Raw genomic sequence first — 17,316 nt, 5'->3', positions numbered from 1 at the left:
AGGGCTGGCCGCCGACTATACCTCAGCGTTTGTTCAGTGCCAGGGCCAGGCGGTCACCACCCAGCTGAATCACGGCCACCAGAATCACCAGCAATACGATCACGGTCAGCATCACCTGCGAGTCGAAGCGCTGGTAACCATAGCGGTACGCGATGTCACCCAGCCCGCCGGCACCAATCGCACCGGCCATGGCAGACGAATTGATCATCGTTACCAGGGTGATGGTAAAACCGCCGACGATGCCGGGTAAGGCTTCGGGCAACAGTACGTGCCAGATAATGTGATGGCGCTTACAGCCCATGGCCTGGGCGGCCTCGATCAAACCGTGATCCACCTCACGCAAGCTGACTTCAGCTATGCGTGCAAAAAACGGTGTGGCGGCGATGGTCAGCGGTACGACCGCCGCCCATACGCCGTAGGTAGTGCCCACAATCAGGCGGGTGAACGGGATCAATGCCACCATCAAAATCAGAAACGGGATTGAACGGAACAGATTGACGAACGCACCCAGAGCCTTGTTCAGTGTGGGGGCTTGATAAATCCCGCCTTTGCCGCTGGTGACAAGGATCACCGCCAGCGGTATGCCCAGAACCAGCGCGATCAGCGACGACACACCGACCATCAGGAAGGTGTCGATCACCCCCTGCCATAAACGATCAAATCCCATAGCCCACTACCTCGACCTGTTGTGCCCATTGCCCGGCCCGTTTGCGCAGCTCTTCGGCGCCCAGCGAAGTGCTGGTTACGCTGAGCAGCAGTTGCCCCAGGGCATGCCCCTGGATGTGTTCGACGCCGCCGTGGAGCAGTCGCACTTGCCCTCCCAGCGCGCTGAACAGCGCGCCCAGGTCAGGCTCTTGGGCCTGCCGGCCGGTAAAACGCAGGCGCAAGATCACGCTGGCTTGTGCGGACTGTGCCTGCGCCGAAATACGGTTACGCAGCGCTTCAGGCAGGGTCGCCTGCAAAGGCGCCAGCAGGGTCTTGCTGACGTCATGCTGAGGATCGCCGAAGACCTGCCACACAGGGCCTTGCTCGACCACGCGACCTTGCTCCAGTACCACTACGCGGTGACAGATATCACGAATCACGGCCATTTCATGGGTAATGAGGATGATGGTCAGGCCCAGGCGCTGGTTGATTTCGCGCAGCAGACCGAGGATCGACTGAGTGGTTTCGGGGTCCAGGGCCGAGGTGGCTTCATCGCACAGCAAAATCGCCGGATCGTGCACCAGCGCACGGGCAATGCCCACACGCTGTTTTTGCCCGCCCGACAGTTGCGCCGGGTAAGCCGTGTGCTTGCCTTGCAGGCCAACCAGCTCCAGCAGCTCACGCACCTTCTGCTCCCGTTGCAGCTTGGGCACGCCCGCCACCTTGAGTGGCAACTCGACGTTCTGCCATACGGTTTTGGCCGACATCAGGTTGAAGTGCTGGAAGATCATGCCGATCTTGCGCCGCAGCGCCACCAGCTTGTCTTCGTCAAAGCTGGCGATATCGACCTGATCGATCAGCACGCGGCCGCGGGTAGGCTGTTCGAGGCGGTTGATGGTGCGAATCAACGACGACTTGCCAGCACCGCTGCGCCCGATGATGCCGAAGATCTCCCCGCGCTGGATTGCCAGATCAATACCCGTGAGGGCATCCACAGGGCCCTGGCGGCCGTCATATGTTTTGCCGATACCGATAAAACGCACATGGGCGTGGCTCAACTCAGGGTGCAGCTCGGTGTGGTTGGCGCCGGGCTGCGGCTGATCGAGCCGCTCGCGAGCAATGGCCACATTCATGGTCAGCCTCCCCAGCCGGGCTGGTACAGAGTGCCGTAGGTCTTATCCAGCGCAGCTTTGACCACTGGCGAGTGCTGATAGATATCAATAAATTTGGCCAGACGCGGGTCGTCTTTGTTCTTGGGCTGGATCACGAACTGAATCACATACTCGGGGTGATCGATGCCGTCGAACAGCAAGGCCGACTCGGCATCGAAGGTTTTCGACAGGCGAATGTAGGCTGGATAACCCTGCACCAGGTCGGCATCGTCGTAGGCGCGTACCAGTTGCACGGCCTCAACCTGCAGGATCTTGATCTTTTTCGGGTTGGCGATGATGTCCTCTTCCGTCGCCTTGTAGCCAACGCCCGGCTTGAGTGTAATCAGCCCGGCCTTGGCCAGCAGTTGCAGGCCACGCCCGCTATTGATCGGGTCATTGGCGATGGCAACAGTTGCGCCTTCAGGCAGGGCGTCGAGGCTTTTGTATTTTTTCGAGTACAGGCCCACGTTGTTGATGATGCCTTTGGCGTAGGGTGCCAAATCGAACCCGGCGGCGGCCTTGGCGTTTTCCAGGAACGGGATGTGCTGGAAGTAATTCACATCGATATCGCCGCTGGCCAGGCTGACGTTGGGTGCGATCCAGTCGGTGAACTCCACCAGCTCGACCTTGAGCCCTTGCTTGTCGGCCTCGGCCACTGCGGTTTCCAGGGGAATGGCGAACGCGGCGGTGGTGCCGACCTTGAGCGGCTTATCGGCCGCGTGGAGCAAACCGCTAAACAGCCCGAGGGCCAGAACCAGTGCGTGTTTTTTGTTCATGATAATTGCCCAGTCAAAGAGTCGGAATTCGAACCCTGTGGGAGCGAGCCTGCTCGCGAAAGTTTGGCAGTCCTGCAAGCTTCGCGAGCAGGCTCGCTCCCACAAAAAAACAGTTATGCGCTGTGCCTGAAGGCCGCACCTGTATGGCGTTGCGGCAAGTGCGCATCGCCTTCCACAAACAGCTTCTGACGCAGGCTGCCAGTGTCATAAGCGGTTTTATAAGAGCCCCGGCGCTGCAGTTCGGGGACCACCAAGTCGATAAAATCGACGTAGCTTTCAGGGGTGACGATGCGGGTCAGGTTGAACCCGTCCAGGCCGGTTTCTGCAATCCAGGATTCCAGCTCGTCGGCCACTTGCGCAGGCGAACCCACCAGCGTGATGTAACGCCCGCCCAGGGCGTGCTGTTCGAGCAGCTTGCGCCGGGTCCAGTCGTTGTTTTGCAGCACTTTGGTGGCGGACTGGATCGCGTTGCTCTTCACGTACTGGATCGGCTCGTCCAGTTCGTAATCGGCAAAGTCGATACCCGTGGAGCTGGAAAAGTGCGCCACGCCGGCTTCGGCACTGGCATAGCTCAGGTACTCGTCACGCTTGGCCAATGCCTGGGCCTCGGTCGGCGCCACGATCACGTTGATCCCCATAAACAGCTTGATGTCGTCCGGGTTGCGGCCCGCAGCCACAGCGCTGGCGCGCACCTTGTCGACCTGGGCTCTGGTCGCTGCCTTGGTCTGCCCGCTGATAAACACGCACTCGGCATGGCGACCGGCAAACACCAGGCCGCGATCCGAGCTGCCCGCCTGAAACAGCACCGGGGTGCGTTGCGGCGACGGTGCGCAAAGGTGATAACCCTCCACCTGATAGAACTCACCTTCGTGTTTGATCTTGTGCACCTTGTCGGGCCGGGCATAGATGCGCCGGGCCGGGTCATTGAGCACGGCGTCGTTTTCCCAGCTGCCTTCCCATAGCTTGTAGAGCACTTGCAGGTACTCATCGGCCTGATCGTAGCGCCGGTCATGCTCGACCTGTTCGGTCAGGCCCATGGCTTTGGCTGCACTGTCGAGGTAGCCGGTAACAATATTCCAGCCCACGCGACCGCGGGTCAGGTGGTCCAGGGTCGACATGCGACGCGCGAATAAATACGGCGTGTCGTAGGTCAGGTTGGCGGTCAGGCCAAAACCGAGGTTCTTGGTGACGGCAGCCATCGCCGAAACCAGCAGCAGGGGATCATTGACCGGTAGCTGGATCGCCTCTTTGAGTGGCATATCAACCGATTGTTGATAAACGTCGTACACCCCCACGATATCGGCGATAAAAAGCCCGTCGAACAGCCCGCGTTCCAGCAGCTGCGCCAACTCAGTCCAGTATTCAAGGGTGTTGAAGGTGGTCGAGTTGTCACGTGGATGAGTCCACAGACCGTGGTTGATATGACCAATGCAGTTCATGTTGAAGGCATTGATCAGAATCTTCTTTTTGCTCATCAGATGGTCCCCCGCAATGGCGGGTTGGCATCATTTAGGTAGTAATTGCCTACCGCGTGGTACTTCCAGCGCACCGGGTCATGCAGGGTGTGCACGCGGGCGTTGCGCCAGTGACGGTCAAGGCCGTGCTCGGCCAGGGTGGCCTGGCTGCCCGCCAGCTCGAACAGGGTGCTGCCGGCGGCCAGGGAAATTTCTGTACTCAGGGCCCGGGCTTCTGCGATGGCAATCGAGGCTGCGGCGACGGTGCTGGCGCTGGTGTTGCTCTGAGCAATATCCAGAAACGCTCCGGCACGTTCCAGCAGGGCTTCGGCGGCATGCAGACGTACGCTCAAATGGCCGAAGCTTTTGAGGGTCAGCGGGTCTTCGCTGGCGATATCCGTAGTGGCATCAATCCAGGGCCGGGTTTTGCTGCGCACAAAATGCAGGGCGTCTTCAAAGGCGGCGCGGGCGATACCGGTATCGATGGCCGCGTGAAGGATCTGCGCCAGCGGACCAACCGGGGTCGGACGCTCGAAGGCGCTTTGAAACGGGATCACGTCTTGTGCTGCGACCAGTACGTTGTCGAAAACCACCGAACCGCTGCCCGTAGTACGCTGGCCAAAACCGCTCCAGTCGTCGATCACGCTTAGGCCATCGCTGTCGCGGCGCACGAATGCAAGATGCTGGATGCCGTTATCGTCCACAACCGAGGTAGGTATCCGCTGTGCATACAGTGCGCCAGTGGCGTAGAACTTGCGGCCGGTGATGCGGTAGCCGTGTTCGGCCTGGGCCAGATGGGTGGTGCGATCGTGTGCAGTCTTGGTGCCGATTTCAGCCAGGGCATTGCCGAAGCGCTCTCCGGCCAGCACCTCGGCATAGAGCCGCTGCTTTTGCTCGTGTGTGCCATTGACCCGTAAAACTTCGAGTGCATAAAAGTGGTTTTGCGGGATTTGCCCCAGAGAGGCATCGGCCGCAGCGATCAGCGCGATCACTTGCGCCAGGGTGACGCTGGACACGCCTGCGCCGCCGTAGGCCTTGGGCACGGTGATGCCCCACAGGCCGGTATGGGAAAACAGCTCAAGCTCATCAAACGGCAAGCGCCGCTCGCGGTCACGCAGGGCACTGTCGCGTTTGAAAAACGCCGCCAGTTCACGGGCTACGCTCAGGGCCTCGGCATCGCTGTGGATAACCGGGACCTGTTTGGATATCAGTGACATGGGTGTCTCCAGGGTCAGATCCAGGAATGCCGGGCAGGCAGGGTGCCGTTGAGGCGATACGCGCCGATGGCGTGGTATTTCCAGCGCACCGGGTCGTGCAGGGTGTGCACCCGGGCGTTGCGCCAGTGGCGGTCGAGGTTGAACTCGGCAAGGCTGGCGCGGCTGCCGGCCAGTTCGAACAATTTTTCGCTGGCCAGCAGCGACAGCTCGGTGCTCAGCACCTTGGCTTCGGCCACCGCAATCGATGCGCGGGCAGCGCCAGGGGCGTCGATCGCTGCCGCGCTGACTTCGTCCAGAACGCGTCCGGCTTTGCGCAACAAGGCTTCGGCTGCGTGCAGCTCAATGTGCAGTTTGCCGATATCGGCAATCACATAAGGATCATCGCTGTTGCGTTCGACCTTGGCGTCGATCCACGGGCGTGAGCGCTCGCGGACAAAACTCAGGGTGTCGGCAATGGCACCGCGGGCAATGCCCAGGTCAATGGCGGCCTGGATCAATTGCGACACGGCGCCTTGAATGTTCGGAGCATCGTTGAGGCGCGAACTGTCGACCACCTGTTCGGCTTCCACCCGCACGTTGTTAAGTAATACGGTGCCACTGGCGGTGGTGCGCTGACCAAAACCGGACCAGTCATCCACGACGCGCAAGCCTGGTGTACCGCGACGAACGAAGGCCATGACCTGCCTGCCTTCATCGTTGACGGCTTTTACCGCAATCCAGTGGGCGAACAGGGCGCCGGTGGAGTAAAACTTCTGACCGTTAATGGCGAAGTCGTCGCCATCGGCGATGATCCGGGCCTTAATGTCCAAGGTGTTTTTGCTGCCGCGTTCCGGGCCCGCATTGCCGATGCGCCAGCCTTGCAGCACGCTGGAGAACAGTTGTTCTTTTTGCGCCTGGGTGGCCGTGGCAGCGATCAGGCTGAGAATGCCAACCTGATTTTGCGGGATTTGCCCCAGCGCCGGATCGGCAGCCGAGATGATCGCGAACACTTCAGCCAGGGTCACAAATGACACCTGGGGGCCGCCAAATTCGCGGGCAATGGAAATACTGCCCAGGCCGCTGCGGGTGAAGGCTTCTATGAGCGACCACGGCAGCTTGCGTTGCTGGTCGCGTTTGCCCGCGTGTTCGCGTGCACTGGCTGCCAGTGTGTGTGCGGCTTCAAGGGCTTCGTTGTCGGTGCGCAGAACCTGCGCTGCCAGCAACAGAGGCGCGACATCCTGGTCGCTTTGCAGGTGTGCATTGGCCAAGCTGGACATTAGTTGCGCTCCTTGGCTGCACTCAATGCCCTGGCGTTATGCACAAGGGTGATTGTGTTACGGACCATACCTACCTCACGTTTCATGGGAGCGCCGCTCGTGCGGCGCGGATAAAAGCTGAGAGTCCGGTGGTCCGGTTCATATACCCTAATCGAGTATAAAAATTTTAAGAACTAACTTTTAGGAATATGGATAGACGATTCCCTGGCTCCCTGCTCCTGGTTACGCCAGTTGGAACGGGGCTCTGCGGCGTGCAGTACCTCCCTCGGGGCAGGGTTGAGATAGAGCTTGGGAGCACCTACCTTGAGCACTCGCGCCGGTGCCCAGCGCGAATTGTTGCCCACGCGGTCGATCACACAGTAGGTGACTTCCAGCTTGGCGTCTTCGCCAGCCTCCTGGATGATGTGGGGGGGCACGAACACGCTGACGGGTTTGTCGATATCCACTTTGCGCAGTTTGGGCAAATCCAGGCGTACATCCCCCCAGAGCAGGGTGATGGCGTCATTGTTGGCCATGTTGCGATAGGGTTCGATACTCACCGGGACACCGCGTTTCATCTGGCTTGGGTTAACCCCGTAGCGCTGGATGGGCTGCGGAATTACAAGCGGGGCCAGGCCCTGGTTTTCGTCGCCAATGGCTTCGCCGCCAGGGCAGTCAAGTTTGACCAATATTTTAAGTTGCGCAGAAAGAACCGGGCTGCTGCCGATATGCATCACCCGGTAGTAAAGGCGCGCCGTACCATTTTGAATAAAACTCTCTGGCACTCTTAACATGACAGGCTGGCCAATACCGGCTTTGAAAATCTGCCGCGAGGCGACATAGCAACCATCCCAGAACAACTCTACAAGGTCACCTTCTTCCATGTTCTTGTAAGGGTTTATTGTAATAAGCAAGTGCTCGGCCGCGCGCGCGCACACAGTATGCCTTGCGGAGTTTGAAAGTACGGGCGGAGGGAGTTTGTTGAAACATGAGGTAAAGGGCATATTTAAAGATTCCTTTCCAGTATGTAAGGGAACGGTACACGTCTGCGCAGACCGGCCCTCGCTTTCAGCACCGAGTACTGGCCGCACATGGTTAACGCGATAAATATTTGCTTTTTGACAAGTGGCTGGGCTCGATTATTTTTATTAGATAAGAGTCTGTGGGTATGAGTGTCAAGGGCGAACAGAAGTAATATAAATGTCCCTGAATTATTCAGAATGTTCCTACTGAAAGAGTACTTTAAAGTTGCATGACAAGTAGTTCTGGCGATGAGCGATGAGTCATCAGTCTAAGTTTACAGGCTGTTTAATGGTCCTCTCTCACCAGGCCTTTGCACACGCCCAATCACTCGGGACCTCAGCCAGCATGATTTTTTTGCGTTTTTGCCATTTATTTCACACTCCGTCTGCATAATCGCCATGCACGAGGCAGCTGGTTAGCCCGCTTTGTGATATTTAGATCTGGCCCAACATTTCGGAAGCCCACTCAAATGGCAACAAACCCACAGTTGATACCGCCTGTTCCCCGGCCCTCACGTTTCAGCATGCGCTGGTATTCCTGGGTATTACTGGTGGGGGTATTGGTCTACGGGCTCGCGTGGATCATGCATTGGGATGACCGCGGTGCGTTGTGGGTACTGGAGCGGTTTGAGAGCCCGTCCGAGCAGAACGAAAGCATATGGCTACCTGACTACAGGGCGGTGATTGATGCCAAGGTGTTGCCAGGAATGGAAAAGGACGAGGCATCGGACCTGGCCTATAACCCGCTGACCAAAACACTGTTCTCGGTGATGGGTAAAAACCCTTTTCTCGTGGAACTGACTCTGGATGGCGACGTACTACGCAAAATTCCGCTGGTGGGCTGGAGCAACCCGGAGGGCCTGACAGTCATGGAGAACGGCCTGCTGGCCATTGTCGATGAGCGTGAGCATATGCTGAGCATCATCAACATCGACGCGGACACCAAGTCCCTGAATATTGCCGACTTCCCCAAGTACGACCTGGGGCCTTCGAAAAACCAGAACAAGGCCTTCGAAGCCATTGCCTGGGACCCTCGCCGCCAACAACTGCTGCTGGGTGAAGAGCGTCCGCCGCAGTTGTTTGTATGGAAGAGCGACGGTAGCCAGGTGCTAACCGGCAGCAAGCAGAAAGTGCCAAGCGATGAGCTGGATCTGCGTAACCTGTCGGCCCTGAGCATCGATCCGCGTACAGGCCATACACTCGTACTGTCGGCCGATTCGCACATGCTGCTGGAGCTCGATGAGCTGGGTGAGCAGGTCAGCTTCATCACCTTACTCGGTGGCTTCAATGGCCTGAAGAACACCATTCCCCGGGCCGAAGGTGTCGCGATTGATGAACACGGCACGCTGTATATGGTGAGCGAACCGAACCTGTTTTATCGCTTCGAGAAGGTGGCCAAATAAATCCCGCGCCCGCGCAAGACATGTTGCCCGTTGAGGTTTAAGGTTCAATTCAGACAGCCGTGGTATTTCATTGGCCTGATCTGTTTAGAGTTCGACCCATGCGCCGTGTCAACCGCACTACCGTTTTTACTCTCTGTATAACGCTGGTGGCCTTGCTGGCCGCCGGCTTTGCCGCGCAACATTTTCGCCTGTTTGAACGGACCTGGTTCCAGATCAGCCAGATGTGGCACCCCGCCAATCCTGATGCAATCAACCTGGGAGACTACCGCGCCGTAATGCAGGGCAAGGTCATCGAAGGGCTTGAGGATGATGTCTCGGCACTGACCTTCGATCCATTGCGTAAGAGCCTGTTTACCGTGACCAACAAGAAAGCCGAGCTGATCGAGCTGTCCCTTGATGGCCGGGTCTTGCGCCGCATTGCACTGGTCGGGTTCGGCGATGCCGAGGCAGTCGAATTTATTGGCGAGAATACCTACGTCATTACCGATGAACGTCAACAGCGCCTGATCAAGGTCAAGGTCGATGACAACACCCGGGTTCTGGATGCCCGGGATGCCGAGCAATTGACGCTGGGGATCAATCAGTCGGGCAACAAGGGCTTTGAAGGTTTGGCCTATGACTCGGTGGGCAAGCGCCTGTTTGTAGCCAAGGAGCGCGACCCCATGCTGATTTATGAAGTGCGCGGCTTCCCTCAAGCCAACCCCCAGCAACCTTATGCCACCCATGTTGTGAGCAATCCGCGACGGGATGCACGGTTGTTTGTAAGGGATTTGTCGAGCTTGCAGTTTGACGAACGCACCGGGCATTTGCTGGCACTGTCAGATGAGTCGAAATTGCTGCTTGAACTGGGTCTGGACGGCCAACCGATCAGCACACTGTCGCTGAAGAAGGGCAAGCACGGTCTGACCCGCTCAGTGCCACAGGCAGAAGGCGTCGCGATGGACGATGAAGGGACTATCTATGTGGTGAGCGAGCCGAATCTGTTTTACGTGTTCAAGAAACCGGCTTTGTAGATGAGAAATGGCCGATCATTTTCTCTTGTGGGAGCGAGCCTGCTCGCGAAGTTCGTTCGCGAGCAGGCTCGCTCCCACAGTTGAAATTTTCCTGCTGGCGCAGTTACTTGCTCAGGGTTTTCACGCCCTCAGGCGTGCCCAGTAACAGCAGGTCGGCCGGGCGGGCGGCGAACAGACCGTTGGTCACAACACCGACGATGGCGTTGATCTGACGCTCCAGCTCAACCGGGTTGGTGATCTGCATGTTGAACACGTCAATGATGATATTGCCGTTGTCCGTAACCACACCTTCGCGGTACACCGGATCGCCGCCCAGTTTTACCAGCTCGCGAGCCACGTGGCTGCGGGCCATCGGGATAACTTCGACTGGCAGCGGGAATGCGCCCAGCACCGGAACCAGCTTGCTGGCATCGGCGATGCAGATAAAGGTCTTGGCCACGGCAGCGACGATTTTTTCGCGGGTCAGGGCTGCGCCACCGCCCTTGATCAGGTTGAGGTTTTCGTCACTTTCATCGGCGCCATCAACGTAGAACTCAAGATCACTGACCGTGTTCAGTTCGTACACCGGAATGCCGTGGCCCTTGAGACGCGCGGCGGTGGCTTCGGAGCTCGCTACCGCGCCGTCGAATGCACCCTTGTGCTGGGCCAGGGCATCGATAAAGCAGTTGGCAGTGGAGCCGGTACCGACCCCGACGATGCTCTTGTCATCCAGTTTTGGAAGGATGAAGTCGACAGCAGCCTGGGCTACGGCCTGTTTGAGTTGATCCTGGGTCATGCGGGCTCCGGGGCGGGAAGGGGGAAAAAGAAAGGAGCTGAGTATAACCCAAGGCTTTAAAACCTTTGGATTCGTATGGTCGCCTGCGCAAACGCTGGGGTAGACTCCTTGGTCCCTGCCAACCCGCCCAGTGAAGCTTTCCGATGCTCGAACAGTACGTTAAGAAGATCCTCACCTCGCGCGTTTATGACGTTGCCGTAGAAACCCCACTGCAAGCTGCCAACCAGCTTACCCAGCGGTTGGGCAACCAGATTTTGCTCAAACGCGAAGATTTGCAGCCGGTGTACTCGTTCAAGATTCGTGGCGCTTACAACAAACTGATGCACCTGACCGACGCCGAGCGCGCGTGCGGCGTGGTGACGGCGTCAGCGGGCAATCACGCCCAGGGCCTGGCCCTGGCGGCCAAGGTGCTGGGGGTCAAAGCGACCATCGTGATGCCCAAGACCACCCCCGAGATCAAGGTCGAAGGCGTGCGCTCCCGTGGTGGCATTGTGGTGCTGCATGGCGACACGTTCCCCGAGGCGCTGGCCTACTCGCTGCAACTGGTCGAAAAAGAAGGCTACGTCTACGTTCACCCCTACGATGACCCGCACACCATTGCCGGGCAGGGCACCGTGGCGATGGAAATTCTGCGCCAGCACCCGGCGCCGCTGGATGCGATCTTCGTACCGGTGGGCGGCGGCGGGCTGATTGCCGGTATTGCGGCGTATGTGAAGTACCTGCGCCCGGACATCAAGATCATTGGTGTCGAGCCCGATGACTCCAACTGCCTGCAAGCCGCGATGGCGGCGGGCGAGCGCGTGGTGCTGCCAACCGTGGGGATTTTCGCCGACGGCGTGGCCGTGGCGCAGATTGGCCAGCACACGTTCGATATCTGCAAGGACTATGTGGATGAAGTGATCACCGTCAGCACTGACGAGATCTGCGCAGCCATCAAGGATATCTTCGACGATACCCGCTCGATCACCGAACCTGCCGGTGCGCTGGGCGTGGCCGGAATCAAGAAGTACGTCGAGCAGCGCGGCGTGCGCGGCCAGACCCTGGTGGCAATCGACTCCGGTGCCAATGTCAACTTTGACCGACTGCGTCATGTGGCCGAGCGGGCCGAGCTGGGTGAAGGCCGTGAAGCCATCATTGCGGTGACCATTCCTGAGGTGCCGGGTAGCTTCAAGGCGTTCTGCCAGGCCGTGGGCAAGCGTCAGATCACCGAGTTCAACTACCGCTACCACACTGGCAGCGAAGCGCACATTTTCGTTGGCGTGCAGACCCACCCCGAGAACGATCCCCGCAGCGCGCTGCTGGTCAGTCTGACTGAGCAGGGCTTCCCGGTGGTCGACCTGACCGAGAACGAGCTGGCCAAGTTGCATATCCGTCATATGGTTGGCGGCCATGCTGCGAAGGTCAGCGATGAGTTGCTGTTCCGTTTCGAGTTCCCGGAGCGGCCGGGGGCGCTGTTCAACTTCCTCAACAAGCTGGGCGGGCGCTGGAACATCTCGATGTTCCATTACCGCAACCACGGCGCGGCGGATGGCCGGGTCATGGCCGGCCTGCAGGTACCGGCGGACGAGCGCCACCTGGTGCCGGCGGCGCTGGAAGAAATCGGCTACCCGTACTGGGATGAGAGCGATAACCCTGCCTACCAGCTGTTTCTTGGCTGATAGGCGCTACGCTGATTGAACGGCTCAAGGGATTAATCAAATGGAAACGTTCACAGCGTTAAAACTGCTGCATGGCGTGTCGACACTGCTGCTGTTTGTCAGCGCCATTGCCTTGCTGGTTGTGGTAATTCGCCGCTGGCGGGCAGGGGATAAAAACCTGTCAGGCGGAGTGGTGCAGCGGCCCTGGAGTTATATTTGGGCGCTGATGGGCCTGTGTCTGCTGGCGTTGCCCGTCAGTGGCTGGTTTCTGGTGCATCTGGCCGGTTGGCCGTTGAGCCAGATATGGCTGCTGGCGGGCAGTTGTTTGTACCTGCTCGGCAGCCTGAGCTGGCTGTGGCTGGTGGTGCGCCTTAACCGTCTGCGCTTGGGGCGAATGGCCAGATACCCGTGGTTTACCCTGGTGCTGGCCATTTTTTGTGCAGTCTGCTTTATCGCCATCGCGGGATTGATGGGCGCCAAGCCGGTTTAAGCACACGTGCTTGTGTGGGAGCGGGCTTGCTCGCGATGGCATCACTGAGGTCTTGCAGAAAAACCGCGGCGATCTTATCGCGAGCAAGCCCGCTCCCACAGGTTGTGTGTCAGTCGCGCAGCGAGATGACTTCCCAGCCACGCTTGATGGCCTCCGCACGCAAGTTCGGATCCGGGTCGACCGCCACCGGATGGTCAACCTGCTCCAGCAGCGGCAAGTCATTCATCGAATCGCTGTAGAAGTAGCTGTCTGCCAGGCTATAGCCGTTTTCTTCGATCCAGCGGTTCAGGCGTGTCACCTTGCCTTCACGGAAGCACGGTACGTCTGTGCTGCGACCGGTGTAACGGCCATCGATGATTTCGCATTCGGTGGCAATCAAATGTTCCACGCCGAGTTTTTCGGCAATGGGGGCCGTGATCACGCGGTTGGTGGCAGTGATGATCACCAGGGTGTCGCCGGCTTCACGGTGTTTGGCCAGCAGGGCATGGGCCTTGGGCAGCATCAGGCCATCAATGCAGTCGCGCATGAATTCGCGGTGCCATTGATCCAGTTGCGCCATGTCATGGCGGCCAAAGATTTCCATGCTGAAATTAAGGTAGGCGGCGTTGTCCAGCTTGCCGGCCAGGTAGTCCTGATAGAACGCGTCGTTGCGCGCCTTGTAGGCGTCGCCGTCGAGAATGCCCCGGCGGCACAGGTAATCGCCCCAGGCGTGATCGCTGTCACCGCCCAGGAGGGTGTTGTCCAAGTCGAATAAAGCCAGACGCATTGAGGTTACCCGTTGAGTTGCCTGAGAAAAGGCCACAAGAATACGGTCTTTTAACAAGAGTGCACATAAGGCAGGAAGGCGCGTTGCTGCTTTCACAACCTTTGTGGAACAATGCGGCGACATGCGTTTGCGAGGTTGTTGCCGTGATCGACCCCGATGGTTTCCGCCCTAATGTCGGGATTATTCTGACAAATGACGCTGGTCAGGTACTTTGGGCTCGCCGTATCAATCAAGACGCCTGGCAGTTTCCACAGGGTGGCATCAACCCTGACGAAACGCCGGAAGACGCCTTGTACCGTGAGCTGAACGAAGAAGTTGGCCTTGAACGCGAAGATGTAGAAATACTCGCCTGCACGCGAGGCTGGTTGCGTTATCGTTTGCCGCAACGCCTGGTACGTACCCACAGCCAACCGCTGTGCATCGGCCAGAAGCAAAAGTGGTTTTTGCTGCGCCTGGTCTCCAACGAGCAACGGGTGCGGATGGATTTGACCGGTAAACCGGAGTTCGATGGCTGGCGTTGGGTCAGTTATTGGTACCCGTTGGGCCAGGTGGTGACATTCAAGCGCGAGGTCTACCGTCGCGCTCTCAAAGAGCTTGCCCCGCGCCTTTTAACGCGCGCCTGACACGGAGTTCGACCCCGAGCCATGCTCAATACGCTGCGCAAGATCGTCCAGGAAGTTAACTCCGCCAAGGATCTCAAGGCGGCGTTGGGGATTATTGTGTTGCGCGTCAAAGAGGCCATGAGCAGCCAGGTCTGCTCGGTCTATTTGCTTGATCCAGAGACCAACCGCTTTGTCCTGATGGCCACCGAGGGCTTGAACAAGCGCTCGATCGGCAAAGTCAGCATGGCGCCCAACGAAGGCCTTGTGGGCCTTGTGGGCACCCGTGAAGAGCCTCTGAACCTCGAAAACGCCGCCGATCACCCGCGCTATCGCTACTTTGCCGAAACCGGTGAGGAGCGCTATGCCTCCTTCCTGGGTGCGCCGATCATCCACCACCGGCGCGTGGTCGGGGTCCTGGTCATTCAGCAAAAGGAGCGCCGTCAGTTCGACGAAGGTGAAGAAGCCTTCCTGGTGACCATGAGCGCCCAGTTGGCCGGGGTTATTGCCCACGCCGAAGCCACGGGTTCGATTCGTGGCCTGGGCCGTCAGGGCAAGGGCATCCAGGAAGCCAAGTTCGTCGGCGTACCGGGTTCGCCGGGCGCTGCCGTGGGTACCGCCGTGGTGATGCTGCCACCCGCGGATCTGGATGTGGTGCCCGACAAGACCATCACCGATATCCCCGCCGAAATTGCGTTGTTCAAGACCGCCCTGGAAGGCGTGCGCAACGATATGCGCGCGGTGTCCAAGAAACTCGCCACCCAGTTGCGCCCCGAAGAACAGGCATTGTTCGACGTGTACCTGATGATGCTCGACGATGCGTCGCTGGGCAGCGAAGTCAAAAATGTCATCAAGACCGGTCAATGGGCCCAGGGCGCGCTGCGCCAGGTCGTGACCGATCACGTCAACCGTTTCGAACTGATGGACGACGACTACCTGCGTGAGCGGGCGTCGGATGTGCGTGACCTTGGCCGTCGTCTGCTGGCCTATTTGCAGCATGATCGCCAGCAAACCATGGTCTACCCGGACAACACCATTCTGGTCAGCGAAGAGCTGACGGCCACCATGCTCGGTGAAGTGCCCGAAGGCAAGCTGGCAGGCCTGGTGTCGGTACTGGGTTCGGGCAACTCCCACGTTGCCATCCTGGCCCGCGCCATGGGTATCCCGACGGCGATGGGCGTGGTCGACCTGCCGTACTCCAGGGTCGACGGCATCCAGATGATCGTCGACGGCTACCACGGCGAGGTCTATACCAACCCCAGCGAAGTGCTGCGCAAGCAATACGCCGAGGTGGTCGAGGAAGAGCGCCAGCTGTCCCTGGGGCTTGATGCCCTGCGCGAGCTACCCTGCATCACCCCTGACGGGCATCGCATGCCGCTGTGGGTCAATACCGGCCTGCTGGCCGATGTGGCGCGAGCACAACAGCGTGGCGCTGAAGGCGTAGGTCTGTACCGCACCGAAGTGCCGTTCATGATCAACCAGCGCTTTCCCAGCGAAAAGGAGCAGCTGGCGATTTATCGCGAGCAATTATCTGCCTTCCATCCGCAACCGGTGACCATGCGCAGCCTGGACATCGGCGGCGACAAGTCACTGTCTTACTTCCCGATCAAGGAAGAAAACCCGTTCCTGGGCTGGCGCGGGATTCGCGTGACCCTCGACCACCCTGAAATCTTTCTGGTGCAGGCCCGGGCCATGCTCAAGGCCAGTGAAGGCCTGAACAACCTGCGTATCTTGCTGCCGATGATCTCGGGCACCCACGAACTCGAAGAAGCCCTGCACCTGTTGCACCGCGCCTGGGGTGAAGTGCGCGACGAAGGCACCGACGTGCCGATGCCGCCTATTGGGGTGATGATCGAAATCCCGGCTGCGGTTTATCAGACCAAGGAGCTGGCCCGTCAGGTCGACTTTCTGTCGGTGGGTTCCAACGATTTGACCCAGTATCTGCTCGCTGTGGACCGCAACAACCCACGCGTGGCGGACTTGTACGACTATCTGCACCCGGCGGTGCTGCAGGCCCTGCAGTCGGTGGTGCGTGACGCCCATGCCGAAGGCAAGCCGGCGAGCATCTGTGGAGAAATGGCCGGTGACCCGGCGGCGGCGATCTTGTTGATGGCGATGGGCTTTGACAGCCTGTCGATGAACGCCACCAACTTGCCGAAAGTGAAATGGATGCTGCGTCAGGTCAGCCTGAGTCGCGCCAAGGAACTGCTGGCCGAAGTGATGACCATCGACAACCCGCAGGTCATTCGCAGCACCATTCAACTGGCGCTGAAAAACATGGGCCTGACCCGCATGATGAACCCGGCGGCGATCAAGCCTTACTGAAAAGCGCCCTCACCCTAACCCACTCCCGGAGGGAGAGGGTTGGGGTGAGGGCTAGCGTCACACCACCAGCCTTACCTCTCCCAACCGCCCCCCATGCGGCCCGAAGCTGTGTTCCACCATCACCCTTGACCCGTCTGCATTCACAATAAGCGCGGTACTGGCACGGGTGCCATAGCTGGGGCTGGTGATAAACACACTCGACAGCAGACTCTCCGTGGCCAGACCTACGCCGGTGTCCGGCAGTTCGCTGAACGGGGCCGTCTGCGGGTCCTTGAGCAACGCCAGCAGCGCTTGTGGCTGCGGGTTGTCCAGCACCTCGGCCAGCGCGGCCTTGGCTTTGAGCAGTTTGGGCCACGGCGTATCCAGCCCGCCGTTGGACAAACCATAAATCCCCGCGCTCAGCGGTTGCGGCGCCAGTTCCCCGGAATTGAAATGCCAGAGCTGATCTGCGGTGCCCAACAGCAGATTAAAACCGGCATAGTCGACAGAACGTCGGCCTACCTGGGTGAAATACTCGGCAATTGACTGGTGGCCGATGAGAAAGTCTGCCACCAGCTCGCCCCGTGAGCGCCGTGAAGGCGGCTTGTGCGGTTCGCGGATATTGGTCAGGGCCGCAAAGCGTCCATCGGCGCCGATGCCCAGCCAGGTTCCTCCCGCTTCAAGGTCGCGCCCGGCATATACCTGTGGCGCATTGGCCCACTGCGCCAGGGGTTTGGCGGGGCGGGCATAGAATTCATCGCGGTTGGCCGCAACGACCAAAGGCTGTGCATGGCCGGGGCGCCAGGCGAAGACAATCAGACACATGGGC

The 17,316-nt window shown here is 59.2% G+C and carries 16 protein-coding genes; 6 read left to right on the top strand and 10 right to left on the bottom strand.

What is annotated here, in order from left to right; all coding sequences use genetic code 11:
* Window positions 1–22: 22 nt before the first annotated feature.
* The 7 genes from V6L81_RS03700 to V6L81_RS03670 all read right to left on the bottom strand — a co-directional run bounded on the left by V6L81_RS03700 (window position 23) and on the right by V6L81_RS03670 (window position 7,482).
* Window positions 23–667, bottom strand: coding sequence for a methionine ABC transporter permease (locus V6L81_RS03700; protein WP_094999662.1), 645 nt, complete (start codon window positions 665–667; stop codon window positions 23–25).
* The gene (locus V6L81_RS03695; RefSeq protein ID WP_094999661.1) at window positions 657–1,778 is read right to left on the bottom strand and encodes a methionine ABC transporter ATP-binding protein; all 1,122 of its coding nucleotides are present in this window, start codon (window positions 1,776–1,778) and stop codon (window positions 657–659) included. Before V6L81_RS03695 ends, V6L81_RS03700 begins: the two co-directional genes overlap by 11 nt.
* 2 nt (window positions 1,779–1,780) lie before the next feature.
* A complete protein-coding gene (locus tag V6L81_RS03690; protein ID WP_094999660.1) occupies window positions 1,781–2,572 on the bottom strand; it encodes a MetQ/NlpA family ABC transporter substrate-binding protein in 792 nt (263 codons plus the stop codon).
* Window positions 2,573–2,685: 113 nt separating this feature from the next.
* Entirely contained in the window at window positions 2,686–4,047 is a 1,362-nt protein-coding gene (locus V6L81_RS03685) for an LLM class flavin-dependent oxidoreductase (RefSeq protein ID WP_338660489.1), read from the bottom strand.
* A complete protein-coding gene (locus V6L81_RS03680; protein WP_094999658.1) occupies window positions 4,047–5,243 on the bottom strand; it encodes an SfnB family sulfur acquisition oxidoreductase in 1,197 nt (398 codons plus the stop codon). The genes V6L81_RS03685 and V6L81_RS03680 overlap by 1 nt, the downstream gene beginning before the upstream one ends.
* Before the next feature lie 14 nt (window positions 5,244–5,257).
* Window positions 5,258–6,499 (bottom strand): SfnB family sulfur acquisition oxidoreductase, encoded by a 1,242-nt coding sequence (locus V6L81_RS03675; protein WP_095023164.1) that lies wholly within the window; start codon window positions 6,497–6,499, stop codon window positions 5,258–5,260.
* Window positions 6,500–6,672: 173 nt separating this feature from the next.
* Complete coding sequence (locus V6L81_RS03670; RefSeq protein WP_095024835.1) at window positions 6,673–7,482, bottom strand: hypothetical protein; 810 nt, start codon at window positions 7,480–7,482, stop codon at window positions 6,673–6,675.
* A gap of 488 nt (window positions 7,483–7,970) precedes the next feature.
* On the opposite strand from V6L81_RS03670, the gene V6L81_RS03665 reads away from it, so the two are divergent.
* Window positions 7,971–8,903, top strand: a complete 933-nt coding sequence (locus tag V6L81_RS03665; RefSeq protein ID WP_338660488.1) for an SdiA-regulated domain-containing protein — start codon at window positions 7,971–7,973, stop codon at window positions 8,901–8,903.
* Between the two features lie 98 nt (window positions 8,904–9,001).
* On the top strand, window positions 9,002–9,916 hold the full coding sequence (locus tag V6L81_RS03660) for an SdiA-regulated domain-containing protein (protein WP_095023162.1): 915 nt from the start codon (window positions 9,002–9,004) through the stop codon (window positions 9,914–9,916).
* 103 nt (window positions 9,917–10,019) lie between these two features.
* Here the strand turns inward: V6L81_RS03660 and rpiA are convergent, their stop codons facing one another.
* On the bottom strand, window positions 10,020–10,691 hold the full coding sequence (gene rpiA, locus V6L81_RS03655; protein WP_048361307.1) for a ribose-5-phosphate isomerase RpiA: 672 nt from the start codon (window positions 10,689–10,691) through the stop codon (window positions 10,020–10,022).
* A gap of 143 nt (window positions 10,692–10,834) precedes the next feature.
* On the opposite strand from rpiA, the gene ilvA reads away from it, so the two are divergent.
* Both ilvA and V6L81_RS03645 read left to right on the top strand, forming a co-directional pair.
* Complete coding sequence (gene ilvA, locus V6L81_RS03650; RefSeq protein ID WP_095017897.1) at window positions 10,835–12,349, top strand: threonine ammonia-lyase, biosynthetic; 1,515 nt, start codon at window positions 10,835–10,837, stop codon at window positions 12,347–12,349.
* A 40-nt stretch (window positions 12,350–12,389) separates the two neighbouring features.
* The gene (locus V6L81_RS03645; protein WP_338660487.1) at window positions 12,390–12,818 is read left to right on the top strand and encodes a DUF2269 family protein; all 429 of its coding nucleotides are present in this window, start codon (window positions 12,390–12,392) and stop codon (window positions 12,816–12,818) included.
* Between the two features lie 109 nt (window positions 12,819–12,927).
* Here V6L81_RS03645 and V6L81_RS03640 read toward each other — a convergent pair whose 3' ends face one another.
* Window positions 12,928–13,584, bottom strand: a complete 657-nt coding sequence (locus V6L81_RS03640) for an HAD family hydrolase (RefSeq protein ID WP_338660486.1) — start codon at window positions 13,582–13,584, stop codon at window positions 12,928–12,930.
* 143 nt (window positions 13,585–13,727) lie between these two features.
* Here V6L81_RS03640 and V6L81_RS03635 point away from each other — a divergent pair, with 143 nt between their 5' ends.
* Together V6L81_RS03635 and ptsP are read left to right on the top strand one after the other, a co-directional pair.
* Window positions 13,728–14,207, top strand: coding sequence for an RNA pyrophosphohydrolase (locus tag V6L81_RS03635; RefSeq protein ID WP_019828104.1), 480 nt, complete (start codon window positions 13,728–13,730; stop codon window positions 14,205–14,207).
* 21 nt (window positions 14,208–14,228) lie between these two features.
* Complete coding sequence (ptsP, locus tag V6L81_RS03630) at window positions 14,229–16,508, top strand: phosphoenolpyruvate--protein phosphotransferase (protein ID WP_094999650.1); 2,280 nt, start codon at window positions 14,229–14,231, stop codon at window positions 16,506–16,508.
* Between the two features lie 57 nt (window positions 16,509–16,565).
* Here the strand turns inward: ptsP and V6L81_RS03625 are convergent, their stop codons facing one another.
* A complete protein-coding gene (locus tag V6L81_RS03625; RefSeq protein ID WP_338660485.1) occupies window positions 16,566–17,312 on the bottom strand; it encodes an NRDE family protein in 747 nt (248 codons plus the stop codon).
* Window positions 17,313–17,316 lie beyond the last annotated feature (4 nt).

The organism is Pseudomonas bubulae (assembly GCF_037023725.1).
In the GTDB taxonomy this organism is placed as follows: Bacteria; Pseudomonadota; Gammaproteobacteria; order Pseudomonadales; family Pseudomonadaceae; genus Aquipseudomonas; species Aquipseudomonas bubulae.
The sequence above is the reverse complement of the archived record's forward strand: the minus strand, read 5'-3'. Positions and strand labels throughout refer to the sequence as shown.

Bases quoted from the DNA above. Each gene is read 5' to 3' on its own strand.
- V6L81_RS03665 (WP_338660488.1), top strand. From the start codon at position 7,971: ATGGCAACAAACCCACAGTTGATACCGCCTGTTCCCCGGCCCTCACGT.
- V6L81_RS03640 (WP_338660486.1), bottom strand. From the start codon at position 13,584: ATGCGTCTGGCTTTATTCGACTTGGACAACACCCTCCTGGGCGGTGAC.
- V6L81_RS03675 (WP_095023164.1), bottom strand. From the start codon at position 6,499: ATGTCCAGCTTGGCCAATGCACACCTGCAAAGCGACCAGGATGTCGCG.
- V6L81_RS03670 (WP_095024835.1), bottom strand. From the start codon at position 7,482: ATGCCCTTTACCTCATGTTTCAACAAACTCCCTCCGCCCGTACTTTCA.
- V6L81_RS03625 (WP_338660485.1), bottom strand. From the start codon at position 17,312: ATGTGTCTGATTGTCTTCGCCTGGCGCCCCGGCCATGCACAGCCTTTG.
- V6L81_RS03645 (WP_338660487.1), top strand. From the start codon at position 12,390: ATGGAAACGTTCACAGCGTTAAAACTGCTGCATGGCGTGTCGACACTG.
- V6L81_RS03660 (WP_095023162.1), top strand. From the start codon at position 9,002: ATGCGCCGTGTCAACCGCACTACCGTTTTTACTCTCTGTATAACGCTG.
- ilvA (WP_095017897.1), top strand. From the start codon at position 10,835: ATGCTCGAACAGTACGTTAAGAAGATCCTCACCTCGCGCGTTTATGAC.
- V6L81_RS03685 (WP_338660489.1), bottom strand. From the start codon at position 4,047: ATGAGCAAAAAGAAGATTCTGATCAATGCCTTCAACATGAACTGCATT.
- ptsP (WP_094999650.1), top strand. From the start codon at position 14,229: ATGCTCAATACGCTGCGCAAGATCGTCCAGGAAGTTAACTCCGCCAAG.
- V6L81_RS03695 (WP_094999661.1), bottom strand. From the start codon at position 1,778: ATGAATGTGGCCATTGCTCGCGAGCGGCTCGATCAGCCGCAGCCCGGC.
- V6L81_RS03700 (WP_094999662.1), bottom strand. From the start codon at position 667: ATGGGATTTGATCGTTTATGGCAGGGGGTGATCGACACCTTCCTGATG.
- V6L81_RS03690 (WP_094999660.1), bottom strand. From the start codon at position 2,572: ATGAACAAAAAACACGCACTGGTTCTGGCCCTCGGGCTGTTTAGCGGT.
- rpiA (WP_048361307.1), bottom strand. From the start codon at position 10,691: ATGACCCAGGATCAACTCAAACAGGCCGTAGCCCAGGCTGCTGTCGAC.
- V6L81_RS03680 (WP_094999658.1), bottom strand. From the start codon at position 5,243: ATGTCACTGATATCCAAACAGGTCCCGGTTATCCACAGCGATGCCGAG.